The following is a 26,467-nucleotide window of genomic DNA, read 5'->3' as shown; positions in this document are numbered from 1 at the left end:
GGGGGCATGATGGACCCGAAGACCGCGACCGAGCCAACCGCCGCGTCCGCGCCGGCTGATGTTCCGAAGACCGATCTCAAGACGGGCCTCACCCAGGCCGAAGCCGCGCGCCTTCTCGCCGAGCACGGGCCGAACGCCATCGGCGAGAAGCACAGCAGCCCGCTCCTCAAGTTCCTCTCCTTCTTCTGGGGCCCCATTCCCTGGATGATCGAGGCCGCCGCGATTCTTTCCGCCGCTGTCCAGCGCTGGGAAGACTTCGCGATCATCACCATCATGCTGCTGATCAATGCCGGCGTCGGCTTCTGGCAGGAGTTTCAGGCCGACAACGCCATCGCCGCGCTGAAGAAGAACCTCGCCCTCAAGGCCCACGTCCTGCGCGACGGCGCATGGCGCGACATCGACGCCGCCGACCTGGTCCCCGGCGACGTCGTCCTCATCCGCCTCGGCAACATCATCCCGGCCGACGTGACGCTTGTCGAAGGCGACTACCTGAGCGTCGATCAGTCGGCGCTGACCGGCGAGTCCCTGCCGGTCGACAAGGCGGTCGGCGATATCGCCTATTCCAGCGCCTTCGCCAAGATGGGCGAGATGAAGGGCATCGTCACCGCCACCGGCGCCGCCACCTATTTCGGCCGCACCGCCAAGCTGGTCGAGACGGCCGGCGCCAAGTCTCATTTCCAGCAGGCGGTGATGCGGATCGGCAATTTCCTCATCCTCGTCACCCTGGCGCTGGTCGCGGTGATCCTTGCCGTCGCCTTTGTCCGCGGCGACCCCTTTGTCGAGACCATCCTCTTCGCGCTGATCCTCACGGTCGCGGCGATCCCCGTGGCGCTGCCCGCCGTGCTCTCCGTCACCATGGCCGTCGGCGCGGTCAAGCTGGCGCGGATGAAGGCGATCGTCTCGCGGCTGGAGTCGATCGAGGAAATGGCCGGCATGGACATCCTCTGTTCGGACAAGACCGGGACGCTGACCAAGAACCAGCTGACGCTCGGCGACCCCATCGCCTTCGTGGCCAAGGACGCCGGCGAAGTCATCCTGTCGGCGGCGCTCGCCTCGCAGTCGGACAGCCCGGACGCGATCGACCAGGCGATCGTCAAGGGCCTGCCCGATGCCGGCGCGCTGAAGCCCTTCACGGTCGCGAAATTCGTTCCCTTTGATCCCGTCAGCAAGCGCGCTGAAGCCGACGTCACCGAAAGCGGCGGCACCTTCTCGGTCGCCAAGGGCGCACCGCAGGCGATCCTCGATCTGGTCGGCGCCGATGCCGACCTGACGGCGAAGGTGTCGGAGAACACCGATGCGCTCGCCGCCAAGGGCTACCGCACGCTCGGCGTCGCGCGCACCGACAAGGACGGCAAGTGGCGGTATCTCGGCCTGTTGCCGTTGTTCGATCCGCCGCGGGACGACGCGCTGGAAACGATCCATCGCGCCCGATCGATGGGCCTCGATATCCGCATGGTCACCGGCGACCATGTTGCGATCGCCCGCGAGATCGCCGGCAAGCTCGACCTCGGTACCGATATCATCGCGGCCGACAAGGCTTTCGACAAGGACGGCAAACCGATCGGCACGGTCGATATCGAGACCGCCGACGGCTACGCGCAGGTCTTTCCGGAGCACAAGTACCGGATCGTCAAGGAGTTGCAGGCGCGGGGCCACATCGTCGGGATGACCGGTGACGGGGTCAACGACGCGCCGGCGCTGAAGCAGGCGGATGTCGGTATCGCCGTCAGCGGCGCGACCGACGCGGCGCGGGCCGCCGCCGATCTTGTGCTGACCGGCGTCGGCCTGTCGGTGATCACCAGTGCGATGGAGGAAGCCCGCAAGATCTTCGAGCGGATGAACAGCTACGCGATCTTCCGGATCGCCGAGACGATGCGCGTCCTGCTGTTCATGACCCTGTCGATCATCGTCTTCAACTTTTACCCGGTCACCGCCGTGATGATCGTGCTCTTGGCGATCCTCAACGACTTCCCGATCATGATGATTGCCTACGACAATGCGCCGGTCGCCGCGAAGCCTGTGCGCTGGGACATGCATCGCGTCCTGTCGCTCAGTCTCATCCTCGGCGTGCTCGGCGTCGTCGCCTCCTTCGGCCTGTTCTGGATCGCCGAGGAATACATGCACCTGCCGCGCGAGACGATCCAGACGCTGATCTTCCTCAAGCTGCTGGTCGCCGGTCACCTGACGATCTACCTGACCCGCAACACTGGCGCGATCTGGGAGCGGCCCTGGCCGAACTGGCGGCTGATCGTCGTCGCGGAGACCACACAGATCTTCGGCACGCTGGCGGCGGTTTATGGATGGACCGTCACACCGATCGGCTGGGAGCTGGCGCTGCTTGTCTGGGCCTATGCGCTGGTCTGGTTCCTGATCAACAGCGTCGTCAAGATCACCTTCTACCGTTTCCTGCGCCGGGGAAGGGACGACGTTCCGCCGGCGGCCCGGCCGGCGCAGGGCGCCGCCGGGGCCGGCTGAACGGGATCGCCGCTACGCGTCGGCCGCCTGGCGGGGTCGCGCGGTGTCGTTGACGCCTTCGAGATCGGGCGCCTGGCCGTAGCTCATCTGGTCCATCTGCTTGAGTACCCGCGCCATCTCCTCGTCGGAGAGGATCGGCGGCTCGCCGAGCGTCAGCGCCTGGACATAGAGCCGCGAGATTGTCTCGACCTCGATGCCGAGCCACAGCGCCTTTTCGAGATCGGCGCCGAGCGAGATCTGCCCGTGCTGGCCGAGCAGGCAGGCCAGCCGCCCCTCCAGCGCTTCGAGCGCGTAGTCGGACAGCGCCTGGGTGCCGAAAGTGGCGTATTTGGCGCAGCGGATCGTCGTGCCGCCGGCAACGCCGGTCATGTAGTGGAAGCTCGGGATGGTCTTGTGATGGACCGCCAGCGTCGTCGCGTAGATCGAGTGGCAGTGCAGGACGACGTTGATGTCCTTGCGTGCCGCCAGGATGTCGCGATGGAAACGCCATTCGGAGGAGGGCCGCCGCCGGCCTTCGTAGGTCCCGTCGAAATCCATCTCGACGATATCCTCGGGCTCCATCTTGTCATAGGCGAGCGAACTCGGCGTGATGAGGAAGGTGTCGCCTGTCCGCAGCGACAGGTTGCCCGCGGTTCCCTGGTTGATGCCGGAAGAATTCATCCGCCGGCAGATATCCACCATGTCGGCCCGCGAGGCGTGGCTCGCCGTCTCTGTCATCGTCATGTGTCCTTGGCTATGGGGAGGCTGCCGCCGGTTGCGCGGCGCCAGCGGGTTGCGTAGTCGGCAAGGCCGGGAAGGTCAATGTCCATTGGCGTCCGCAGGTCAACGGGCGCCGGTCCGTCACGGCTATCGTGGCTGGCCAGAAGGGCGGCGCCCGAGGCCGTGCCGTTGGCCTCGGTATTGAAAAGCGTCCGCCGTTTCGGCCGCAGGGCGGCGACCAGCGCAGGATAGAGCGGGTCCCGGACGAAGGAGCCGTCGAGCACCGTCGTGCCTTGCTCGCCCAGGACGTCGAGGCAGGTGTCGGTCAGCAGCGCGACATAGAGAAGCGCCAGCGCCCGCCGTTCGCCGGGCGTGGCCGGCTGCGGCCCGTCGATGCGGCCCTTGCCCGCCGTGCCCGGGAAGAGCACGTCGTGGTCGCTGAAGGAGGGCAGGGGCATTGTCCCGCCCGCCAGCAGGCGTGCCACGTCCGCGACATCGGCCGTGCCCTCGCCCGCGTCACCGGCGAGCGCCGCGAACTCACGGCCACCCATGGCCAGCACGCCGGCCAACGGCTTGCCATGAACGTCCGCGTTGCAGAGCCGCTGCTCCGAAACGACCAGATCGTCCGGCCGCCTGATGTCGCCGAGCCCGACGATCCAGGTGCCGGTCGAGATCAGCGCGACATCGCTGAGCCCGGCCTGCTGGTAGCGGTAGAAGTTGGCGCTGGAATCGTGGATGCCGCAAAGCACGCCGATGCCTTCCGGGAGGCCGTGGCGGCGCACCAGGTCCGGCATGATCGCGCCGAGCCTCCGCCAGGCCGGCTCGATCGGCGGCAACAGCCGCTGCCAGCCGCGCGACGCGACGATCGGCAGGTATCGCGCCTTGCGGACGTTCCAGAGATGGGATTGAGCGCCGAGATAGGTGATTTCGCTGGCGGCGATGGCCGACAGTCGCCACGCCCAGTATTGCGGTCCACCAAGGTAATGCTCTGCTTCCGCGACTGTTTCGGGCCACTCCGTCTCGAGAAACAGCATCTGGCGGGCCATGTGGGCGAAGCCCGGCATGATCGGGCTGCCGCAGTCGGCCAGCGACCCGGCCAGCTCCGCATAGCGTCGATTGAGCGCCTCGGAAGGCTCGTTTTCGTAATCGACCGGGGGCATCAACAGACGCCCCCCGCCGACCAGGGCGCCGAGCGACCCATGCGACGTGGCGACGACGGCGTCGATCGTATGGCGGCGGGCCAGGTTGCCGAGCTGGTCGAGGAACCAGGCCTCGATCGCCTCCGCGTCGGGATGGAGGTAGGGCGGACCGGCGAGCAGTTCATTGCCGGTCGAGACCGATTCGAGCATGACCCCGTCGCCTGTCGCGATGGACAGTTTGACGTTGGTCTTGCCGATATCGAGGACTGCGACGTGTTTCATGGGAGCGCGTAGGGTCTATCTGAGTGTCGTTGATCGTTCAATCAGCGTGCCGGGTACGACCCGCATCGGCCCGCCAACCGATCCGGTCGAGGCCAGCATCGAATTGAGGATGTTCATCGCCTCGGCAACCATCGCCGGCCCGTCCTGGACCACCGTCGTCAGGTCATAGGCGCCCCAGGAGGCTTCCGGCACGTCGTCAAAGCCGGCGATCAGCACATCCTCCGGCACCCGCAGGCCGAGTGCCCGCCGCACGGCGTCGAGTGCGCCGATCGCCATCAGGTCGTTGGCGCAGAAGATCGCTTCGGGCCCGTTGCCGTTGCTGAAAAGCGCGAGCGCCGCGTCATGGCCGCCCTGGTACTGGAAATCCGCCGTCGCGATCTCGACCGTGTCGAAGCCATGCTTGCCGAGCCGGTCGCGGTAGCCGCTCAGTCGCTCGTCGCTGGCGAAGCTGCCATCCGAGCCGGCGATGAACCCGAAGGTCCGCGCACCGCGGGCGACGAACAGGTCGGCAACGGCGCCGGCTCCGCCGACATTGTCCGAGCAGACCGAGGCGACCCAGCGGTTCTTGATCGGCGTGTTGAAGGAGATGGTCGGGATCTTGATCCGGGCAAAGGCCCGCGCCGCTGCCTTTGACAGCACCGGCAGGGCGCTGACGATGGCATCGACCCGGTAGCTCGCCAGCTTCGGGATCGCCCCGTCGAGCGAGTGGTCGCTCTCGATATGGACGAGCAGCACCTGATAGCCGTCCTTCTGCAGCGCCATGGTGAAGGCTTCCAGGGCGTTGGCGTAGAAGGGATTGCTGGTCCCGCTGATGACGACCGCCACCAGATGCGAGCGGTGGTTGAGCAGGATGCGCGGAATGAAGCTCGGGCTGTAGTCGAGCTTCTTCGCCGCCTCGAAGACCTTCTGCCGGGTCTCGTCCGAGATGCTCTTGCCCTCGGAAAAGGCCCGCGAGACCGCAGACTGGGAAACACCGGCCAGCCGGGCGACATCCGTTGAAGAAGGGTATCTCCGGCTGGGTTTCATTGCCTGCCTTACCAGTGAGCCGGTCGGGATATCACCTCCTTCTCGCGGTGCACAATGCCCGACCCGCCCGGTCCTAGACCGTCTTGAGCATCCCGCCATCGATGAAGTAGGTCGAACCGACGGAATAGCTCGCGCGATCCGAGCAGAGGAAAACAAAGAAGTTGGCGACTTCCTCCGGCGAGGCAAAGCGGCCGATCGGCGCGTTCTCCTTGGCGAGGTTGTCGATATAGCCCTGCCAGTCGCCGCCGCTATCGGCCGTCAGCTGCTTGGCGGTCTTGATCCAGTCCGGCGTCAGCACGAAGCCGCAATTGACCGCGTTGACCCGGATATTGTCCTTGACGAATTCCGTCGACATCGTCTTGGACAGCATCACCAGCGCCGCCTTGGTGACGTTGTAGATCGGCTCGTACCACAGCGGCTGCGAGGCGCAGATCGAGGCGTTGTTGAGGATGACGCCGCCGCCGCGCTTCTTCATCGAAGGCACCAGTCCCCGGGCCAGCCGGACCGCCGCCATGACGTGCAGGTCCCAATAGGCCTGCCATTTCTCGTCCGGCGCTTCCATGATCGTCTCGTTGCTGCCGGAACCGGCATTGTTGAGGAGGATGTCGGCGCCGCCGAATTCCTTCTCGACGGCGGCGACAATGGCATCGACACCCTCGGCGGTGGCGACGTCGCTGGCCACGGTCAGGACCTTGACCTTGCCGGCCGAGGCGATCTCTTCGCGCGCGGCTTCGAGCCGTTCGGTGTTGCGGGCGGTGATGACGACATTCGCGCCTTCCGCCGCGAAACCCTTGGCGACGGCGAGCCCGATGCCAATGCTGCCGCCGCTGATCACTGCTACCTTGTCGCGAAGACCGAGGTCCATTGCATTGCTCCTGCTGGTTATTTGACGATCGGGATTTTGGACCGATCGATCGTGATGGCGACGGCGAGGATCAACACTGCGCCGAAGACGATGTTCTGGGCGAAGATGTTGACGCCGAGAAAGGTCATGCCGATGCGCACGACCGAGATGATCAGCGCCCCGACCAGGGTGCGCCAGATGCTGCCGACGCCGCCGGTGATCGCCGTCCCGCCGACAACGACCGCCGCGATCGACGGCAGCAGCAGCTCCGCGGCAAGTGTCGGCGAACCGCTCGACAGTCTGCCGGCGAGGATGACGCCGGCAAGCGCCGCGAACCCCGACGACAGGATGAAGGCGAAGATCTTCTGCCGGTCGACCTTGACGCCGGACGCATAGGCGGCCGGCTCGCCGGCGCCGATCGCCGCGCTGTAACGGCCGAAGCGCGTCTTGCTCTGCAGCGTATGGGCGATGGCCAGCACGATCAGGCCAACGATCACGACATTCGGGATGCCGAAGACGGTGCCGGTGATCCACTCCTGCAGAGCCCGCGCCGAGTCGCCCATCGTGATCGAGCGTTCGCCGGAGATGACCAGAGCCGTGCTGAACAGGACGCCGCCCGCCGCCAGCGTGGCGATGAAGGACGGAATCCGCAGCTTCACATGGGCGAGCCCGGAGAGCAGCCCGGCCAGCGCGCCGACCGCCACCGCCAGGACGAAGGAACCATAGCCCAGCCGGGTGATGGTCAGCGCGACGATAACGCTGGCCAGCGACGCCATCGACTGGATCGACAGGTCGATGCCGCCGAGCATGATGACGAAGGTCACGCCGGTCGCGAGGATGAAGAGCACCGCCGTGTCGCTGGCGAGCTGGAGCAGGGAGGCGGGCTGGAGGAAGGTCGGCTCGACGATGCCGATCGCAACGACCAGGATGACGAGCGTTGCCAGTGGCAGCCATTGCCGGATGCGGTCGGCGCCGATTTTCTCGACAAGTGCGTTCATCGTTACCCCTAGACCATGTGTCCGATGAGATCGACCTGCCGCGGCTTCGCGCCGGGGGCGGCTTCGGTGCGATGGGTGATCGTCCCGTCGCGCATCACCAGCACCGTGTGGCTGAGTCCGATCGTCTCCTCCAGCGTGTCGGAGGTGAGGATCACCGCGACCCCCTCGGCGGTGGTCGCCCGCACCAGTTCGTAGACCTCTTCCTTGGCGCCGACATCGAGACCGCGCGTCGGGTGATCGAGGATGAGGATCCTCGCCTTGGCGTTCAGCCACTTGGCGAGCACCACCTTCTGCTGGTTGCCGCCGGACAGGTTGAGGCAGAGCGTGTTGATGCTGGGCGTGCGGACATTAAGCCGTTCGGACCATTTCGACGCCAGTCGGCGCTCCTCGCCGGCATTGATCAGCCCGAAGCGGGCGAGGCTGCCGAGGTCGCCAAGCGTGATGTTGGCCGCGACCGAGAGGAAGAGCACCAGCCCTTCGACCCGCCGCTCGCGCGGAATGTAGCCGAGCCCGATATCTACCGCTTCGGCCGGCGAGCGCAGCCGCACATCGCGGTCGCCGACGCGCAGGCGGCCGCCGTCATGCGGCGCGAAGCCGGCCAGCGTGCGGGTCAGTTCCTCGCGGCCGGAGCCGATCACCCCGGCAATGCCGAGGATTTCCCCGGCATGGAGCTTGAAGCTGATATCCTTGTAAGCGGTGCCGAGCGACAGCCCCTCCGCCTCGACCAGCACCTCGTCCCGATAGGGCTTCTGCAGCGTCTCGCGGTAATATTCCGACTGCAGGCTGCGGCCGACCATCAACTGGTGCAACTCGCTGACTTCCGCCTCGCCGGACTTGAGGTCGCCGACGACCGCGCCGTCCTTCATGATGTAGATGCGGTCGGAAAGCTCGAGCACCTCGTCCAGCCGGTGCGAGACGAAGATGAAGGAGGCGCGCGATTTCAGCGCCCGGACCCGCGCGAACAGAACCTCGATCTCGGCCCGTTCGAGCACCGATGTCGGCTCGTCGAGCAGGATGACCAGGTGTCCGCCAGCAAGGTCCTCGAGCGTCAGGGCCTTGGCCAGCTCCACCATCTGGCGCGCGGCGAAGTCGAGGTCTTCCGAGCGCATGCGCGGGTCGACATCGACCTGGACCTTGGCCAGTTGCCGCGACGCCGCCGCATAGAGCGCGTTCCAGTCGACGATGCCGAAGCGCGTGAACTGCGCCTCGTTGCCGAGATAGATGTTTTCGCCGACGGTCAGGTTGGTCAGGAGCGACTGCTCCTGGAACACCATGCCGATGCCCTTGTGGTTGGCATCGGCGGCGCTGGCGATATGGGTCGGCTCGCCGGCGATCAGGATGGAGCCGGAGTCAGGCTGGTAGACGCCGCTGAGGATCTTCATCAGCGTCGACTTGCCGGCGCCGTTCTCGCCGATCAGGCCGACGACCTCGCCGGGCTGGATCTCGATCGAGACATCCTTCAGCGCATGGACGCCGGGGAAGTATTTGTCGACGTTGACCAGCGCCAGGGCGGGCGTTGTTGCGGGGCTCTCGCTCATTTGACGATCCGGATCAGCTTGCGGTCGATCGACAGCGCCACGGCCGCGATGATCATCAGGCCCTGCACGCCGATCTGGACGCTGGGTTTGACCCCCATCAGCACCATGCCGTTGTTGAGCACGACGACGATGAGGACGCCGATCAGGGTCTGGTGGACGCCGCCGCGACCACCGGTCAGCGCCGTGCCGCCGACCACCACCGCGGTAATCGTCGTGAACAGGCGGCCATTGCCGATCTGCGCGTTGCCGAGGCCGAGTTGCGCGGCGGCGAGAATGCCGCCGACCGCGTAGAAGATTCCGGCGAGCGTGAAGGTCATGATGCGAACACGCCCGACCGGGATGCCAGAGAGTTCTGCAAGCTCCTCGCCGCCGCCGAGCGCGTAGATATAGCGCCCCAGCCGCGTGTAGTTCTGGATGACCAGGGCGATGACGAAGCAGAGCAGGGCGAGCCATACGCCCCACGGGAATCCGAGGAAGCGGTCGATCGCCAGGCCGCGGATCATCGGCGAGTTGATCCGCGTCGCCATGCCGCCGAGCAGTGCATTGGCCACCCCGACGCCGATGAACCAGACGCCGAGCGTCGTCATGAAGGACGGCACTTTCAGACGGACATGGATGACGCCGTTGATGAAGCCGACCGAGGCGCCGACCGCCAGGACGATGAAGATGCCGAAGATCCCGAGGTCGTTGGCGTTGGCGCCGTTCAGCACCAGCATCGACAGGATGACCGCGCCGAGCGTCAGGATGCCTTCAACCGAAAGGTCGATCGATCCCATCAGGATGATGAAGGTCGCGCCGAGCCCGAGCACCAGCGGGATCATCGCGGTCTGGCTCATGCGGACGAAATTGCCGAAGCTGAAGAAATTCGGGTTGATCAGCCCGATGATGATGCACAGCGCCACGAGGACGATGACCGGCGCCCAGGACGCGATCCGCCATCGGCGCGGACGCGGGGTCGCGCCGGAATCCGTCGCGCTTGCGGATGTGTCCAGGGACATCTCGGGCTTTCGCTTTCTAGACAGCAGGGAACAGCCGGGCCACGACCCGTCTCGCCCCGGCAATCCGGGACAAGACGGTTCGCAACGGGAGGAGGTGAGCGCGCTGGAGCGCGCTCACACAGTCTGGCTCAGTAGACGATCTGGCCGTTGACCCGGCCCCAGATGTCGTTCCAGTCGAGCGTCGGCTCGGCAGCGATATTGTTGTCGAAATACGACTGCGCGCTGTCGGCGGTGATGATGACGCCCTTGCCGTAGAACTCGCGATGGTCCTTCGGTTCCGTCGTCGGGTCGAAGCCGCCGGTCTTGGCATGGTAGCCGATCGACAGGCCCATTCCGCCCTGCCAGAAGGGGTCCCAGGCGACGGTGCCGGCCATCTCGCCGTTGAGGATCGCCTCGACCGCGAGCTGGATGCCGTCGATGCCGGTGACCGGAACCGTACCGGCGCGCCCGTCGGCCCGAAGCGCCTCGACGGCGGCAAGCGCCATGCCGTCATTCGCCGCCCAGATGCCGGAGATCTGGTCACCGAACTGGGTCAGCCAGGCGTTGGTCTTCTCGAGCGCTTCCGTCTCGGACCAGTTGGCAACCTGGAAGTCGAGAAGCTCGACATCCGGGTTCGCCTCAAGCGCCTGCATCAGGCCGGCCTTGCGGGCGATGGCCGGGGTATTCGATTCGATGCCGCCGAGAGCGACGATGCCGCCCTTGCCGCCCATCGCCTTGATCAGGGTCTCGGCCATGGCCTTGCCGTAAGGCACGCCGTCGAACGAGATGTGGGCGACGTAGTTCGGATCGTAGTCCCAGGGATGCAGGTCGGCCGGCTTGTTCCACTGTGTCACGACATAGGCGCCCGCGTCCTTGCAGGCCTCGACGATCGGCCGCGCATCCGGGGCGTCGTTGGGATCGACATTGACGACGCAGTTGCCGCCAGTCTTGGCAAGGATCGCCTTGATGTCGGCGATGCCCTTCTCGCTGTTGCCTTCGGTGACGAGCGTCACGTAGTCGGCGCCGACCGAGTTGGCGAAAGCCGCGCCGCCCGCATTCCATGTCGCGTGATAGGGGTTGGACAGCGACCGGATCGAGTTGACAACGGTTGGGTGCTCGGACGCGAAGGCCGAACGGGTGATGATCGCCGGGAAGGCGCCAACCGCACCCGCGGCCGCAGCACCCTTGAGGAAGTCGCGGCGCCCGACGCGCCGATTCATTGCATGGTCGATGAGTTTCTTCACCATTACCAAATCTCCACCCTAGAGAGACACCGTGGCCATCGACGTCGGTTGTTGTTGATTGGATCGAACAGCGTTTTTTCGGCCGTGCATAGCTATGCACGATGGCTTTTCGCTGTCAATACGATCGGCGCGCTTGTCGATGGTTTCGGGGGAAAACCGCCCGTGTCGAGGCCGATATGGGCGGGATTCGGACGACTGGCGCCGTCACGTCCATCGTCGAAAAAGGCGACTCGGGATGGCCGGGCGATCAGCGGCCGGGCGGCACCGCGATATCCGACAATTGTTCGAACAAGGGACCGGAGGTCGGGATATCGATGGCGAAGACTTCGGCGATGACCCGCGTCCAGCCGTGGAGGAAATAGACCCAGCCGTCCGAGACGGTCATTGGTTGCTGTGACGCGGCGGCGCGCGCCTGGCGCAGAAAGACCAGGTCGCCGCGATAGTTCAGTTCCCAGGCATATCCGTCGCGCGGGAAGACGGCGGCGTCGCTGATCGGCGAGCCAGGCCCATCCTTGCCGAGGCCGGTGGCGTTGACCACCAGCGACCCTGGCCGAAGGTCGCCCATCACCCGGTCGTTGTCCTGCGCCGCGGATGCCAGCACGGTCTCGACAGGGATGTCGGTATCGAAGCGCTCGCACAGCGCCTCATAGGCGTCGAGTCGCGGCTGGCTGACATCGGAGATGGTGATGCGAGACGGTCGGTCGTCGCCGCGTTTGGCCTGCATCAGGTGCCAGGTGATGGCGGCGGTCGAGCCGCCGGCGCCCATGAAGAAAGCTTCCGCCCCGGTCCGGCCGAAGTGGCCGGCGGGAACGATGGCGTCGAGCGCCAGCCCGCCGGTGATCGGGTCCTTGGCCGATGCGATCAGCCTGCCGTCGCGCTTCGACACGCAGCTCATTTCTTCCGTGAGCCGGGCCAGCGGGTCGATCTCGTCGAACAGGTCGCGGCAGGCGTCGAAGAGGTCGATCTTGTGGGTCGTCACCAGCGCGCCGCGCGAGTGCGGGTCGTCCTTGATGAACGAGACGACGCGCCGGTAATCGTCGCGAGGCGCATGCAGCGGTAGGTCGATGCCGACGATCCGGGCGTCGGCGAGGCCGAGTGCCTCCGCCCATTTTGGAAACACCTTGAGGATCGACGACTGGCCGGTGGTCACGCCGATGAAATAGATCGTCGGTGCGGTAGCCGGCGTGAACGCGGTCATGGTGTCTTGCCTCTTCGATGGGAATGCCGAGCCGCGCTGGATCGCGGGGTAGGCGGTAATACTACCGGTCCTTTCATCGGCCTAGAAGGGCGGTCGGATCAACCGTCCCGCCGAGGAATTTCACCGGCGATGCAAGGGGACAGGGGTCCGGTCAGGCCAGGTCCGGCGTTATCCGGTGCCAGTCGGTCGCCTGCTGGTAGGCGTGGCCGATGGCAAGGACGCGGGCGTCCTGCCAGCGCCCGGAGCCGATCTGCATGCCGATCGGCAGCCCTTCGGCGAAGCCGCAGGGGACCGAGAGGGCCGGCGCGCGCGCCGCCGCCCAGGCCCAGCAGAAGCGGCTGAGCCGGCTCGACACAAAGGTGAGATTCGCGTCGTCCTGAATCACCGGTGCGGTGATGGGAACGGTCGGCGTGATCATCGCGTCCGCCTCGTCGTCGAAGAAGGCATCGCAGCGTGTCCGCCATGCCTCCAGCCAGCGGAGCCGCTCCGCGTAGTCGATCGCCGTCATGTCCAGTCCCGGCCGCAGCCGGTTCCGCACGCCGGCGCTAAAGGTCTCCGGCTCTGTCGCGAGCCGTTCCCGGTGGAAGCTCGCGGCATCGGCGAAAAGCACCGGCATCATGTTCGCCTGCACCTCCGCCGCACCAGCGATGGCTCTGGTGACGAGACGCGCACCGCGCTCTTCGAGAACCCGCGCGGCGGCGAGCACCGCCTCGGCGACACCCGGGTCCGCCTCGCTGAAGAAGAAGTCGTCGGGAACGGCGAGCCGAAGCCCGGAGACCCCGTCATCCAACCGGCTGAGCAGCCCGGCCGGCGTCACGCCACGCGCCGCCGCCGGTGTCTCGTCGAGGATCGCGGCCTGGATGTGGGCGACCTCGCCGACGCTCCGCGCCATCGGCCCGACGGTATCGTGCGGAGGGCTGACCGGCAGGACACCGTCGGCGGAGACACTGCCGCCGGTCGGCCTCAGTCCCGTCGTTCCGGTCAGCGCCGCCGGCATCCGGATCGACGAGGCCGTGTCGCTGCCGAGCGCGCCCTCGGCCAGCCCGGCGGCGATCGCCACCGCCGACCCGCCGCTGGAGCCGCCGGGAATGCGGGTCATGTCCCAGGGGTTCCGACAGCCGCCGAAGACCGCGTTCTGCGTCGTCCCGCCATAGGCGAATTCGTGCATGTTGGCCTTGCCGATCAGGACCGCGCCCGCCGCCCTCAGCCTGGCGACCGCCGGGGCATCGACGGCAGATATGTTCCCGGCGAAGAAGGCCGACCCGTGAGTGCATCGCACGCCGGCGACATCGATGCAGTCCTTGACTGCGATCGGGACGCCATGAAGCAGGCCTGTGTTTCGCCCCTCCCGCGTTGCCGCATCGGCCGCCCGCGCTGCGTCCAGCGCCGTTTCTCCGGTGACCGTGATGAATGCCCGCAGGTCCGGATCGAGCCGCGCGATGCGGTCGAGACAGGCTTCGGTCCGCGAAACGGACGATTCGGCGCCCACGATCACCCCGTAATGTCGAGCCGCGCCACCGCGAAGGGGCCAAGCGTGACGCTGGAGCCCTTGAAGGGCTCGCCCACGTCGCCAAAGGACGGGTCGCGCGCCGCCGCCTCGAAGCTTTCTGCGTCCAGCATCATCAGCGTCGCCTTACCCTTCGGCAGGCCGCGCAGCTTCACGTCGACGGTCTCGTCGCGAAGGCTGGCGAGCCAGACATGGGTCGTCTTTCCTTTTTTCCAGGCGAGGACGCGAACGCGGTCCGTATCGGCGGAGACCGCCCCAACGTGCCTGGCGCCGGCCGCCCCGGCGATGCCGCGGATGACATGGTAGACCGGGTAGACCTTGGCGCCGCGTGTCGTGTCGAACCACGGCTGAGCATGTTTCTGCTTCGCATAGGCAATGCCGAACTCGCCGACGGGAGAAGCCATCGTCGCCGCCTCAAGCCCGCCATCCGCGACCTGACCAAGATAGCCGAGATGCCACGCCGCGCCGAACAACCCGCGATGGCGCGGGTCGACGCGGGCCATGGTGACGCGGCCGCCATTCGGATTTTCGCTGACCGCCGCTCCATAAGGATTGAAGCTGTTGCCGATATGCGAGGGACCGATCCGGTAGGGCGTCTTTCCAATGATCGCCCTGGTCGAGTGGATGATCTGCCCGACCGCTTCGAGCGTCTCCATCACCGAACGGTCGTCGGCGGCATGGACTGTCGCGGAGGTCCGGTGGGTGATGAAATCGAAGAGTTTGTTCGGCGGCCGCTTCCGGTTGAGCTCGGTGAAGTTCGACAGCATGCCGCCACCGATGCGGGCAGTGCGAAAGGTCCGCCGGGTCGCGGATGCGACCGCTTCCCAGGTCGGTATCCCGTCGGGATGGGGCGTGCCGGGCGGGTAGGATTTGAGATCCGCCGCCGGCGTTACCACCACCGCTGCCGGCTTCAGTTTCGCCGCGCGCACCGCCTTGCCCGCCGCGCCGATTTCCCTGGCTGGCGTGTCGTCGCCGGGGATGATGATCTCGAGCACGACCTCCGCGCCGGTTTCCTTCGCCAGTTTGGCATAGTCGCCAAGCGGCTTGTCCCAGCCACGATCCCGCAGGTCGATGCGGCAGTTGATGTGCTGCACGCCGGCCGCCTTGACCAGCGGCGCAACACGAACGGCTGCCCGCGCATCCTCCGGAAGAACGCTGACGCCGATCCGCGGCATCTTGCCCGACGCCTCGCCGAGCTTGACGGTGACCGGCCCGGATCCCTCGGCCGGCGCTTTCGGCAGCTTGCCGGTGAATGTCAGCGTCACCGACTGGCGGACTTCCTCGCCCTTGGCGATCGGGTAGGGGTAGGGAAGCGACAGCGGCCGGCTATAGGTCTTGAAGGAGGCGTCGGTCCAGTTGCGGTGGTCCTCGGTCTCCCAGGTGTCGCCTTCCATGCGCAGTTCCGCCTTGACGCCGCGCAGAGGCGAATGGGTCATCGCCCGCACCAGCAGGAACGGCTGGTCCGGGACGATCTCTTCCGGCACCGTCGAGGTCGCGACCGAACCGTCCGCATGCTCGATCGTCACCGGCTTGCCGACGAAACCCTTGAGCGGGTGAAGGATGACGAAGCCGGTGCGGCAGGTCTGGAAATCCTGGGCCGGCGCGCCGACGGCCTCGCACGTCAGCGTTCCACTGGCCTTCGCCGTGTAGCTGAGACGCGCCGAGAAGGTTCCGTCCGCGGTCCGCCACAGCGCATCGAACGCGACCTTGAAGCCGCCACGCGTTTCCTTGACGGTCAGGTCGCTGACCTCCGGGGTCGGTGTGCTCCAGTTGCGATCGCGCACGAGGAAGCCGATGGCGCGGACCGCCTCGGCATCGCCGATCCGAATCCAGCGAAGCTGCCCGTCTTCCAGTGTCGCGGTGATCGGTCCCGCCGTCAGCAGCCGTTGCGTGGGCGCCGGTTCGTCGGTTCCGAAGAGTTTGATTGCCTGCGTGTTCATCATCCTGTCCCCCCGCAAGGAAGAGGGGAATGCCGCAACCCGTGGGTCGCCGCATTCCCCCTCAGTTCGTTTCGTCCTGGTGCGCCGTCAGAACGGCGTTCAGGCGATCGCGGCGACGGCCCGCTCGGCCATCACCTTGATCAGGTTCGCCCGATAGTCGGCCGAGCCGTGGATGTCGGACAAGAGGTCGGAGGAATCGATGGCAACGCCACCGATCGCATCCGCCGCGAACGTGCTCGACAAGGCCGCCTCGATGCCCCCCGCCCGGAACACGCCGCTGGCTCCAGCGCCGGTCACCGCGACGCGGACGTCGCCGCCCTTGGTCACCGCGACGAAGACGCCGGTCAGGGCATAGCGCGAGGCCGCGTTGTGGAACTTCTCGTAGGCTGCCTTGGTCGGGATGGGGAAGCTGACCTTGGTGACGATTTCTCCATCCTCAAGGGCGGTCGTGAACATGCCCTTGAAGAAGTCGTCGGCGGCGATCGCGCGCTTGCTGGTGTGGATTGTCGCGCCGAGGCCGAGCGCCGCGGCCGGATAGTCCGCCCCCGGATCGTTGTTGGCGATCGAGCCGCCGATCGTCCCCTTGTGGCGGACGGCCGGGTCGCCGATCTTGCCGGCGAGCGCGGCAAGCGCCGGGATCGCCTTCCTGACCGCGTCCGAACTGGCGACCTCGGCATGGGTCGTCGCCGCGCCGATGGTCAGCGCCCCGCCGCTTTCGGAGATGCCCTTGAGTTCGGCCAGCCGAGTCAGGTCGATGAGGTCGGTCGGCTCGGCGAGCCGGTGCTTCATCGTCGGAATCAGCGTCTGGCCACCCGACAGGTAGCGGCCGTCGGCCGAAGCGGAGAGGATTTTCGCGGCCTCGTCGAGGCTGCTCGGGCGGTGATAACGGGTCTCGTGCATGATCTTTCTCCCTCCCTAGGCAGCGTTCTTGGCCGACACGCCTTGCAGCGCTCTCCAGACCTTCTCCGCGGTCGCGGGCATCTGGAGATCGTTGGTGCCGATGGCGTCGGTGATCGCGTTGATGATCGCCGGCGGCGCGCCGATCGCCCCGGCCTCGCCGCAGCCCTTGACGCCGAGCGGGTTGCTCGGGCTCGGGGTGACCTGGAAGGCGAGTTCGAAGTTGGTCGGCAGGTTGTCGGCCCGCGGCATGCAGTAGTCGTTGTACGAGCCGGTCATCAACTGGCCGCTGTCCGGATCGTAGACCACCTCTTCGAGCAGGGCCTGGCCGATGCCGTGGATGACGCCGCCATGGACCTGGCCCTCGACGATCATCGGGTTGATGACGTTGCCGAAGTCGTCCACCGCGGTGAAATTCACGATCTCGGTGGTGCCGGTTGCCGGGTCGACCTCCACCTCGCAGACGAAGGCGCCGGCCGGGTAGGTCAGGTTGACCGGGTCGAAATAAGCCTTCTCGTCGAGGCCCGGCTCGATGTCCGTCGGCAGCTTGTGGAAAGCATAGGCCGCGAGCGCCACCTCGGTGAGGGTGAGCTTCTTGTCGGTGCCGGCAATGACGAAGTTGCCATCCTCGATCTTGATGTCGTCCTCGGAGGCTTCGAGAAGATGGGCTGCGATCTTCTTGGCCTTGGCCTCGACCTTGTCGAGGGCCTTGGACACTGCCGAGGTGCCGTTGCCGGCCGTGCGCGAGCCGTAGCTGCCCATTCCTTGCTGCACCTTGTCGGTATCGCCTTCGATCACCGAGATCGAGTCGATCGGGATGCCGAAACGATCGGCGGCGATCTGCGCATACGTCGTCTCGTGGCCCTGGCCATGACCAAGCGTACCGACGAAGACCTCGACGGTGCCGACCGGGTTGACCTTGATCTCGGCCATCTCCCACATGCCGACGCCGCAGCCGAGCGCCCCGCCGACGGCGGAGGACGGCGCGACGCCGCAGGCTTCGATGTAGCAGGACAGGCCGATGCCGCGGAGCTTGCCGCGCTTGGCCGACTCCGCCTTGCGGGCCGGGAAGCCGTTCCAGTCGGCCTTCGCCAGGACGCTGTCGAGCAGCCCGTCATAGTCGCCCGAGTCGTACTGCCACAGGACGGGGGTCTGGTACGGGAAGGTGCGGACGAAGTTCTTGCGGCGAAGTTCGGCGCGATCGACTCCGAGTTCGCGCGCGGCGGTCTCGATCAGGCGTTCGAGGACATAGGTCGCCTCTGGCCTCCCTGCACCGCGCACCGCGTCGACCGGCACCGTGTTGGTGTAGACCGCCCGGACATTGCAGTGGATCGCCGGGATCGCGTACTGGCCGGACAACAGCGGTCCATAGAGATAGGTCGGGATGAGCGACGCGAAGAGCGACATATAGGCGCCGAGATTGGCGATGGTATCGACCTTGAGGCCGAGCATCTTGTGGTTCTCGTCGAACGCCATCTCGGCCGTGGTGATGTGGTCTCGGCCATGCGCATCGGTAAGAAAAGCTTCGCTGCGGCTCGACGCCCACTTGACCGGGCGGCCGGTCGCCTTCGCCGACCAGAGGCAAACGACCTCTTCCGAGTAGGTGAAGATCTTCGAGCCGAATCCGCCGCCGACGTCGGGGGCGATGATCCGCAGCTTGTGCTCGGGCGCGACGTTGATGAAGGCCGACAGCACGACCCGCAAGAGATGTGGATTCTGCGTCGTGTTCCACAGCGTGAAATGCTCGCCCGCCGAAGCGTACTCCGCGACGACGGCGCGAGCCTCCATTGCGCTCGGGACCGTCCGGTTGTTGACGACGTCGATCTTGACGACGTGCTTGGCCTTGGCGAACGCCTGGTCCGTCGCCTTGGCATCCCCCAACTCCCAGTCGAAGATGAGGTTCTTCGGCGGCTGGCCATGCTCCCAGACCGCGCCGTCCGCCTCGAAGTGGTGGACGGCGGGTGCATCGGGGTTCAGCGCGTCGGCAAGGCGGGTGACCGACGGCAGGATATCGTAATCGACCTCGACCGCATGGGCCGCGTCCTCTGCCTGGCCGCGGCTCTCGGCGACGACGGCGAGTACCGGCTGCCCGACGAAGCGCACCTTGCCGATGGCGAGCGGCGGGTAGGGGCCCATCTTCATCGGCGTGCCGTCCTTGGATGTGATCCCCCATCCGCAGATCAGATTGTTGATGCCGCCCTCGGCGAGTTCCTCGCCGGTGTGGATGGCGACGACGCCCGGCATCGCGCGCGCCGCGGTGAGATCGACCGACTTGATGGTCGCGTGGGCGTGCGGTGAGCGCACGAAAACTGCGTGAAGCTGGCCTGGGCGATTCACGTCGTCCGTGTAAGTCCCCTGACCGGTGGTGAAGCGTCGGTCCTCCTTGCGCAGGACGCTGGCGCCGATTCCGTCTTTTGCCATTGCCGAATTCCTCCCCTCGGGCCCGGCTGTCGCCCGGGCGATAGCGATCTTACATTCTTGCAGCGCCGGCCTTGATGGCCTTGACGATGTTCACGTAGCCGGTGCAGCGGCAGATGTTGCCTTCCAGCTCGTGGCGGATCGTCGTGTCGTCGAGGGTCTTGCCGCGACGGCGCACCATGTCGACCGCCGTCATGATCATCCCCGGCGTGCAGAAGCCGCATTGCAGTCCGTGGTTTTCGTTGAAGGCAACCTGCATCGGATGGAGTTCGCCGTTCTTGGCGAGGCTCTCGATGGTCTCGACTGTGCTCCCGTCGGCCTGCGCCGCGAGCATCGTGCAGGATTTGACCGCAACCCCGTCGACCAAGACGACACAGGCGCCGCATTGCGACGTGTCGCAACCGACATGGGTCCCGGTCAGATTGAGCTTCTCGCGAAGCACCTCCACGAGCAGGGCGCGGTCTTCGCTGTCGACCGATACGGCTTTGCCGTTCACGGTCATTGCCACCGTTGTCATTGGCACCTCCCTTCGATGTTTCCTCGCCGGTTTGTCCGGCTTGGCCGATAGTCGATTGACCGCCGGCACGACGCAAGATACCATAACTGGCATTACAGGTATACCAAATGTCGCCATCAGCCATTCGCCAACGCAAGCTCTATGAGGACGTCGCGGAGCGGCTTGAGCAACGCATAGCCGGTGGCGATTTCGCGCCGAGCGACCCGCTTCCCTCCGAGCGCGAGTTGATGGAAACCTATGGCGTCGGTCGGCCCGCGGTCCGCGAGGCGCTCTTCCATTTGCAGAAACTCGGCCTGGTCGAGTTGCGCTCCGGCACACGGGCGCGGGTGACGCGGCCGACCCCGCAATCCGTCATGGACGGCCTGTCGGTGACTGCCCGCCACATGCTCTCCTCGCCGGACGGCATCCAGAATTTCCAGAATGTGCGCATCTTCTTCGAGGCCGGACTGGCGCGCCACGCCGCGCTCCATGCGTCCGAAGAGGACATCGCCGATTTCGAAGCCGCGCTCGAGGACAACCGCGCCACGCTCGGCGATTTCGCCGCCTTCGAGCGGACCGACGTCGCCTTCCACTATGTGCTGGCGCTGATCCCGCGCAATCCGATCTTCACCGCCATCCACGCCGCCTTCGCCGAATGGCTGCACGAGCAGCGCAAGACGACGCTGGCGCCGGGCGTCGACAAGATTTCCTTCGCAGCCCACAAGGCGATCTTCGAGGCGGTCGCCGCCCGCGATCCGGATGCGGCCGAGCGCGCCATGCGCGACCATCTCGGATACGTTTCGCGCCGCTACGCCCTCGTCAGTGAAGTGCAGTGATGGCCGACTACGCAATCCTCGTCGATTTTCGCCTCAAGCCGGGCGCGCGCGGCGCCTTTCGCCGGCTCATCGACGATAATGCGCGTGCCTCTGTGGCGCGCGAGCCCGGGTGCAGGCGCTTCGACGTGCTTGAGCCGAAAGGCGAAGACGATCGCATCGTGCTCTACGAGATCTATGACGATCGCGCCGCTTTCGACGCGCACATGCAGACGGACCATTTTCTCAGCTTCGACCGGGACAGCAGCGACCTTGTCGCCGCCAAGTCGGTCGTCGAATTTGCTCTCGTCCTGGAGGGGAGCGGTTAAGCGCAACGTCGGGTGAAACCCGGTCGACAGCACCGGGACACGTCAAAAAGGGAGTGAATCAAGATGGCGGCAAAGGGCCTCAAGTCGATGATCGGCAAGAAGTCCCCGAAATTCGGGAACTTCATCGTCGAATTCGCAACGCCGGGCATAGGCCATATCCTGAAGTCCGCCGGGTGCGACTTCGTCCTTTTCGACATGGAGCATTCGGGGTTCGGCTTCGAAACCGTGAAGAGCGCGGTGCGCTACATGGAAGCCGCGTCGTTGCCGATGATCGTGCGGGTACCGTCGCGCGAGTATCATCACGTGGCGCGCGCCATGGACATGGGCGCCGAGGGCGTGATGCTTCCGATGGTCGGCAATGTCGATGAAGTCCGCCGTATCATCGATGCGATGAAGTATCACCCCGCCGGCAAGCGTGGCGTCGCCCTTGGTGTGGCGCATGACGGCTACCGCCCCGGCACCGTCGCCGACAAGTTCAAGGCGGCCAACAAGCGGTCGACGTTCTTCTGCCAGATAGAGACGGAAGAGGGCGTTGATAATGCCGATGCGATGGCGGCGATCGACGGCGTCGACTGCCTTTGGGTCGGGCACTTCGATCTGTCGGTCTCGCTCGGCATTCCCGGTGAGTTCGACCATCCGAAGTTCAAGAAGGCGATCAAGACCACGGTCGCGGCGGCGCAGCGCCACAAGAAGTCGCTCGGCCGACTGACCCAGTCGGTGCAGGGCGGCGTCGACATCTACAACGAAGGCTTCGATTTCGTCTGCTATTCGGGCGATGTCTGGCTCCTGCAGGCTGCGATTGCCGATGGCATCGCAGCGCTGCGCGACAAGTGCAAGGTGAAGTGAGCGCGGGTCATGGCTGATACATTCCGTGTCGCCCTGTCGGGCGACTTCAGAAAGGAAGACGGCACGCCGACCTATCCGGATTTCGACATCGAGCCACTGCGCAATGCGCCCGGTGTCGAGGTCGTTTTCCTGGAGTCGGAGAGCCCGCTTCGCGCCGCCCAGCTCGAGGACATCGATGCGCTTATCCTGCTGATCCATCGCTTCTCGAAGGAAAGCATACCGAAGAGCGGTCGGCTGGCCGTCGTCGCTCGCTTCGGCGTTGGCTACGACACGGTCGATGTCGGCGCCTGCACCGAAGCCGGCATCGGCGTCGTCATCACGCCGGACGGCGTCCGCCGCCCGGTCGCGGTTTCGATCATCACCCTGATGCTCGCCCTGACCGGCAAGCTGATGATCAAGGACCAGCTCACCCGTGAAGCGGCGGCGGGCTTTGCCCGGCGTTCCGATCACATGGGCGTCGGCCTCGTCGGCCGGACCTTCGGCTCGCTCGGCATCGGCAATATCGGCGCCGAGGCCTATCGGATGGCCAAACCCTTCGACATGAAGTTCATCGCCCACGATCCGTTTGCCGACAAGGCGGTCGCGGCCGAACTCGGCATCGAACTGGTCGATCTGGAGGAACTTTTCCGCCGCGCCGATGTCCTGTCGGTCAGTTGTCCGCTGACGCCGGAAACCAGACACATCGTCAACGCCGAGCGGCTGGCGATGATGAAACCGACCGCCTACCTGATCAACACGGCCCGTGGCCCGATCGTCGACCAGAAGGCGTTGACGGTTGCCCTGCAGGAAGGGCGGATCGCCGGCGCGGGACTCGATGTCCTGGAGCAGGAGCCGCCGGATCCGGACGATCCGATCCTCAAGCTCGACAATGTCATTCTTGCACCGCATGCTTTGTGCTGGACCGACCAGTGCTTTGCTGGCAACGGCGCCGCCGACGTCAGGGCGGTGCTGGATATTCAACATGGGCGTGAGCCGCGCGGCCTCCTTAATCGCGACGTTCTCGCCTCGGACATCTGGAAGAAGCGCCTCGCCGATTTCGGCCGGCGTTTCGGCAGCTAGGAGGACACGGCGAAAGGCTCGGGCGCGCGGACACAAAGAAGTCGAAGCCGGAAGGGACTGACTCGGCCAGAAGCGCCTGCTGGTCGGGAACCCAAACAAGCAGGAGTGCCGGTGGCGTCGCCGCCGGGAACATCCGCAACGGGAGGAGACTGAAGCAATGAACGATCGCGAAAAGCGCGATTTCGACGCCGGCCTGGCGGAGGAAGTCGACGCATTTCTCACGGGCCAACCGACCCGGAGAAGCTTCATCACACGGTTTGGCCAGATGGTAGGCATGTTGCCCCTGTCAGGCGCGCTGCTGTCATCGGTCAGCACCTTCGCACTTGCCCAGGCCGAGCTTGAACTCGCCGATCCGAGCACGCCGCTCGGCAAGGCACAGGCCCTGGCTCTCGAAGCATCGACCGTGGGTCCGAAGGATGGCTCGGCCTACCGGGCGGTCGAGGCGGCGAAGCAATTTGCCGGCGTCAACCTCAACATGACCTATGAAGCCGGACTGCAGGCGCTCGACCCGCGCAACTTCTCCGGCCCGATGTGGCAGGACATGACCGGCATCACGTCAAGCGTGGCGGAATTGGCGAACCCGGACATGTACTCGAAGGCGGTCGCCGAGCATTTTGCCGGATCGGGTGCTTTCGACGTTCTCGACATCTCGCCGGCATGGACACCGTCGCTCGCCGATGGCGGCGTGATCGCACCGCTCGACGACTACATCGCCAAGTATATGAACCTGGCGGATCTCGAGGATTACCACCCGCTCTACAAAGCCCTGCCGACCTACAAGGGCAAGATCTGGGGCTTCTTCGACGATGGCGACATGTTCGCCCTCTACTACCGCAAGGACATCTTCGAGGATCCGAAGATGATGGAGGCCTACCAGGCCAAGTTCGGCAAGCCGCTCGCGGTGCCGACTACCTGGGAGGACTACGCCCAGACCGCGCAGTTCATCACCGACCAGATGGCGCCGGAAGTCTATGGTGCCGGGCATTTCCGCAAGGCGGGCAGCCCCGGCAACCACTTCGACTTCATGCAGCAGTTCCGGACCAATGGCGGCGAGCTGTTCGATGAGAACATGCAGGCCGGTATTGCCGGACCGGCGGGCCTCAAGACGCTGGAGAACATGATCGCGGCCAATACCGCCTCGATCCCCGGCAACAACGAACTCGACGCAGTGTCGTTGTGGGCGGCCTTCCTCACCGGCAAGGTGGCGATGATCTACTCGTGGCCTCCGACCGGGCGCATGACCGCCGGCTATTCGCAGACCGCGACGGCGATCAACTTCATTCCGCAGTCGGAGGTCGCGGGCAAGATCGGATATGCGGTCGTCCCGGGCAATCCGGAACACGCGACCGGGTTCAACAAGGCCCTGGCGGCCGATTCGGCCAATCCGGAAGCAGCCTACCTGTTCATGCAGTGGATAACGTCGCCACCGGTCTCCTTGGCCCGGGTGATGCTGCCATATGCTTTGCGGGACCCCTACCGCCTGTCGCACTTCAAGTCGGATCTCTATGCGGAACTGTGGCCGGACGCGAAGGAGTATCTGGTCAATCTCAACAACTCCGCCAATGTCGGCGTCCTCGATCTGATCATGCCGGGTGCCCAGGATTACTTCCTGAGCCTCGACCGCATGGCGACCGATGTGTGGGCCGGCGCCGATCCGCAGACCGCGCTCAATACCGCGGCGGCCGAGTGGAACGACACGACCGACCGTCTCGGGGTCGACTCGCAGAAGGCATTCTACGAGGAGTTCCTGAAGTTGCCGGGCTCGACGGCCGACCATACGGTCGAGAAGCTGGGCATGGCGGTGAAGCTCGACTGAGCAACCGTTGGCGAATGGCCGGCCACTAGGCACCGGCCGTTCGCCGCAACGATCATCGTCGCGGCGGCGGGGCGGCCGTCGCGACGAACCTCTAGAAGATGAGCCGGGCAGCCGGCCAAGAGGGTGTGGGGGGACTATGTCCGAGACCAACGTCATCAGGCGTCTCGAGGCGGCAGGACTGCCGCCGCAACTGTCTCGCTTCGGCGAGTGGGCGGACCGCCATTTCAAATGGGTCCTGGTCGCGCCGGCGGTTCTTCTCATCCTGGCGCTGTCGATCTATCCGCTGGTCTACTCGCTCGTCGTCTCGTTCATCAATTTCGATTTCCAGGTTCCGGGCCACGCCTTTGTCGGCTTCAAGAATTTCGAGCGGGTCATCGCCGATCCCGTCGCCCGCTGGTCGCTGGTCCTCACGGCGTTCCTGTCCTTTTCAAGCGTCGCCATCGAGTTCATCCTCGGCTTCGCGGTTGCCATGACGATGATGCGGAGCTTTCCCGGCCGCGGCCTGATCATGTCGATCCTGATCGTGCCGCTGTTCATCAGCCCGGTGATCGTCGGCCAGACCTTCACGCTTCTGCTGCAGAGGCCGTTCGGCCCGACCAACTACGTGCTCAGCGCGCTCCTCGGCAACGAGGTGACCATCAGCTGGCTGACGGAAAGCCCGTACATTTATTTCTCGCTCATTCTGGCCGATGTCTGGCAATGGACGCCGTTCATGTTCGTCATCCTGCTTGCCGGCCTGACCGCGATCCCGCCCAATCTCTATGAGGCGGCCGAACTCGACGGCGTCGGTCCCTGGCAAGTGTTCTGGTCGATTACCGTTCCACATCTCGGACCGATGATCCTGCTGGCGATCACCTTCCGGCTGCTCGACGCGATCCGGCTGTTCGACACGATCTTCATCATGACCGGCGGCGGGCCGGGAACCAGCACCTACACTGCTTCCTACTATCTCTACACGATCGGCTTCACCCAGTTTCATCTGTCCCAGGCGACGGCCGGAAGCTGGCTCTTCCTGATCTTCACGGCGCTGGTGGTGGTGTTCCTGGTCCGGCGGCTGCTCAAGGCGGAGACGAACTGATGCCTGCCCGTCCGATCCGCCGCCGCCGTTATCGTTCAGTTCCGATCGGCCGCATCCTGCTTCTCGGCTTCTTCGTCATCTTCGTGATCGTGCCGCTTTACTGGGTCTTCAACACGTCGATCAAGCCGAGCAGCGACTATCTGGCGATTCCGCCGGTGTGGTTCCCGGACGAGCCGACGATTGTTCATTACACCGCGGCGCTTTTCACCTATCGGGGCCTCGAAGGCCTGATCAACAGCATCATCATCTCGTCGGCGGCGACGGTGCTCTCGGCCCTGTTCGGGACGCTGATGGCCTACAGCCTTTCCCGGTACAATACCGGCGGCCAGCACCTGTCCTTCTGGGTGCTGTCGCAGCGTTTCCTGCCGCCGATCGCCATCATCCTGCCGATCTTTCTCATCTATCGCAGCATCGGCATCTACGACACCCATCTCGGCATGATCCTCGCCTACACGGTATTCACGCTGCCGGTGTCGGTTTGGATGATGTTCGCCTATTTCCGGCAGATGCCGCGGTCGATGGAAGAAGCGGCGCTGGTCGATGGCTGCACCCGCTGGCGGGCCTTCTGGACGGTCGCGGTGCCGCTCGCCGCACCCGGCATCGTTGCCGCGGCGGTGTTTGCGTTCATCGCCTGCTGGACGGAGTTTTTCTTCGCTCTGCTGCTGACCAGCAAGAACGCATTCACGCTGCCGACCGTATTCCGCTCGTTCCTCAGCTTTCAGGGCGCGCAATACGGCGAAGCAGCCGCGCTTTCCATCGTTTCCCTTGGGCCGTCGATCGCCCTGGGGGTCCTGGCGCAACGACATCTTGTACGCGGGCTGACGCTCGGCGCGGTACGCGGTTAGGGAT

General features: G+C 65.5%; 22 protein-coding genes. 8 read left to right on the top strand and 14 right to left on the bottom strand.

What is annotated here, in order from left to right; all coding sequences use genetic code 11:
* Positions 1 to 6: 6 nt before the first annotated feature.
* Entirely contained in the window at positions 7 to 2,475 is a 2,469-nt protein-coding gene (locus tag BLT60_RS13195) for a plasma-membrane proton-efflux P-type ATPase (protein WP_090876930.1), read from the top strand.
* Positions 2,476 to 2,487: 12 nt separating this feature from the next.
* Here the strand turns inward: BLT60_RS13195 and BLT60_RS13190 are convergent, their stop codons facing one another.
* The 14 genes from BLT60_RS13190 to BLT60_RS13125 form a co-directional block, all read right to left on the bottom strand.
* A complete protein-coding gene (locus BLT60_RS13190; protein ID WP_425285006.1) occupies positions 2,488 to 3,198 on the bottom strand; it encodes a class II aldolase/adducin family protein in 711 nt (236 codons plus the stop codon).
* Entirely contained in the window at positions 3,195 to 4,595 is a 1,401-nt protein-coding gene (locus BLT60_RS13185; protein ID WP_090876929.1) for an FGGY-family carbohydrate kinase, read from the bottom strand. Before BLT60_RS13185 ends, BLT60_RS13190 begins: the two co-directional genes overlap by 4 nt.
* A gap of 15 nt (positions 4,596 to 4,610) precedes the next feature.
* On the bottom strand, positions 4,611 to 5,621 hold the full coding sequence (locus tag BLT60_RS13180) for a LacI family DNA-binding transcriptional regulator (protein ID WP_175478424.1): 1,011 nt from the start codon (positions 5,619 to 5,621) through the stop codon (positions 4,611 to 4,613).
* A 73-nt stretch (positions 5,622 to 5,694) separates the two neighbouring features.
* Positions 5,695 to 6,486 (bottom strand): SDR family NAD(P)-dependent oxidoreductase, encoded by a 792-nt coding sequence (locus BLT60_RS13175; protein ID WP_090876927.1) that lies wholly within the window; start codon positions 6,484 to 6,486, stop codon positions 5,695 to 5,697.
* Positions 6,487 to 6,503: 17 nt separating this feature from the next.
* Positions 6,504 to 7,463, bottom strand: coding sequence for an ABC transporter permease (locus BLT60_RS13170; protein ID WP_090876926.1), 960 nt, complete (start codon positions 7,461 to 7,463; stop codon positions 6,504 to 6,506).
* Positions 7,464 to 7,471: 8 nt separating this feature from the next.
* Positions 7,472 to 9,001: a sugar ABC transporter ATP-binding protein gene (locus BLT60_RS13165; protein ID WP_090876925.1), complete on the bottom strand. Its 1,530-nt coding sequence runs from the start codon at positions 8,999 to 9,001 to the stop codon at positions 7,472 to 7,474.
* Positions 8,998 to 9,999: an ABC transporter permease gene (locus BLT60_RS13160; protein WP_090876924.1), complete on the bottom strand. Its 1,002-nt coding sequence runs from the start codon at positions 9,997 to 9,999 to the stop codon at positions 8,998 to 9,000. Before BLT60_RS13160 ends, BLT60_RS13165 begins: the two co-directional genes overlap by 4 nt.
* 128 nt (positions 10,000 to 10,127) lie before the next feature.
* Positions 10,128 to 11,225, bottom strand: coding sequence for a sugar ABC transporter substrate-binding protein (locus tag BLT60_RS13155; RefSeq protein WP_090876923.1), 1,098 nt, complete (start codon positions 11,223 to 11,225; stop codon positions 10,128 to 10,130).
* 244 nt (positions 11,226 to 11,469) lie between these two features.
* Entirely contained in the window at positions 11,470 to 12,420 is a 951-nt protein-coding gene (locus tag BLT60_RS13150) for a shikimate dehydrogenase family protein (protein WP_090876922.1), read from the bottom strand.
* A 151-nt stretch (positions 12,421 to 12,571) separates the two neighbouring features.
* Positions 12,572 to 13,909 (bottom strand): amidase, encoded by a 1,338-nt coding sequence (locus tag BLT60_RS13145; RefSeq protein WP_175478423.1) that lies wholly within the window; start codon positions 13,907 to 13,909, stop codon positions 12,572 to 12,574.
* 2 nt (positions 13,910 to 13,911) lie between these two features.
* On the bottom strand, positions 13,912 to 15,867 hold the full coding sequence (locus BLT60_RS13140) for a D-apionate lactonase family protein (RefSeq protein WP_139167831.1): 1,956 nt from the start codon (positions 15,865 to 15,867) through the stop codon (positions 13,912 to 13,914).
* 99 nt (positions 15,868 to 15,966) lie between these two features.
* Positions 15,967 to 16,767, bottom strand: a complete 801-nt coding sequence (locus tag BLT60_RS13135; RefSeq protein WP_090876919.1) for an FAD binding domain-containing protein — start codon at positions 16,765 to 16,767, stop codon at positions 15,967 to 15,969.
* A 15-nt stretch (positions 16,768 to 16,782) separates the two neighbouring features.
* Complete coding sequence (locus BLT60_RS13130) at positions 16,783 to 19,185, bottom strand: xanthine dehydrogenase family protein molybdopterin-binding subunit (protein ID WP_090876918.1); 2,403 nt, start codon at positions 19,183 to 19,185, stop codon at positions 16,783 to 16,785.
* 49 nt (positions 19,186 to 19,234) lie between these two features.
* The gene (locus BLT60_RS13125) at positions 19,235 to 19,699 is read right to left on the bottom strand and encodes a (2Fe-2S)-binding protein (protein ID WP_090876917.1); all 465 of its coding nucleotides are present in this window, start codon (positions 19,697 to 19,699) and stop codon (positions 19,235 to 19,237) included.
* Between the two features lie 107 nt (positions 19,700 to 19,806).
* Here BLT60_RS13125 and nanR point away from each other — a divergent pair, with 107 nt between their 5' ends.
* The 7 genes from nanR to BLT60_RS13090 all read left to right on the top strand — a co-directional run bounded on the left by nanR (position 19,807) and on the right by BLT60_RS13090 (position 26,463).
* Positions 19,807 to 20,514, top strand: a complete 708-nt coding sequence (nanR, locus tag BLT60_RS13120; RefSeq protein ID WP_090876916.1) for a transcriptional regulator NanR — start codon at positions 19,807 to 19,809, stop codon at positions 20,512 to 20,514.
* Complete coding sequence (locus tag BLT60_RS13115) at positions 20,514 to 20,819, top strand: putative quinol monooxygenase (protein WP_090876915.1); 306 nt, start codon at positions 20,514 to 20,516, stop codon at positions 20,817 to 20,819. Before nanR ends, BLT60_RS13115 begins: the two co-directional genes overlap by 1 nt.
* A 63-nt stretch (positions 20,820 to 20,882) precedes the next feature.
* A complete protein-coding gene (locus BLT60_RS13110) occupies positions 20,883 to 21,665 on the top strand; it encodes an HpcH/HpaI aldolase family protein (protein ID WP_090876914.1) in 783 nt (260 codons plus the stop codon).
* 9 nt (positions 21,666 to 21,674) lie between these two features.
* A complete protein-coding gene (locus BLT60_RS13105) occupies positions 21,675 to 22,724 on the top strand; it encodes an NAD(P)-dependent oxidoreductase (RefSeq protein WP_090876913.1) in 1,050 nt (349 codons plus the stop codon).
* A gap of 157 nt (positions 22,725 to 22,881) precedes the next feature.
* Positions 22,882 to 24,540: an extracellular solute-binding protein gene (locus BLT60_RS13100; RefSeq protein WP_090876912.1), complete on the top strand. Its 1,659-nt coding sequence runs from the start codon at positions 22,882 to 22,884 to the stop codon at positions 24,538 to 24,540.
* Between the two features lie 136 nt (positions 24,541 to 24,676).
* The gene (locus BLT60_RS13095; protein ID WP_090876911.1) at positions 24,677 to 25,618 is read left to right on the top strand and encodes a carbohydrate ABC transporter permease; all 942 of its coding nucleotides are present in this window, start codon (positions 24,677 to 24,679) and stop codon (positions 25,616 to 25,618) included.
* Complete coding sequence (locus BLT60_RS13090; protein ID WP_090876910.1) at positions 25,618 to 26,463, top strand: carbohydrate ABC transporter permease; 846 nt, start codon at positions 25,618 to 25,620, stop codon at positions 26,461 to 26,463. Before BLT60_RS13095 ends, BLT60_RS13090 begins: the two co-directional genes overlap by 1 nt.
* The last annotated feature ends 4 nt before the right edge of the window (positions 26,464 to 26,467 follow it).

The sequence above is a fragment of the Bauldia litoralis genome, from assembly GCF_900104485.1.
Lineage (GTDB): Bacteria > Pseudomonadota > Alphaproteobacteria > Rhizobiales > Kaistiaceae > Bauldia > Bauldia litoralis.
This window is presented reverse-complemented; position numbering and strand designations above follow the sequence as displayed.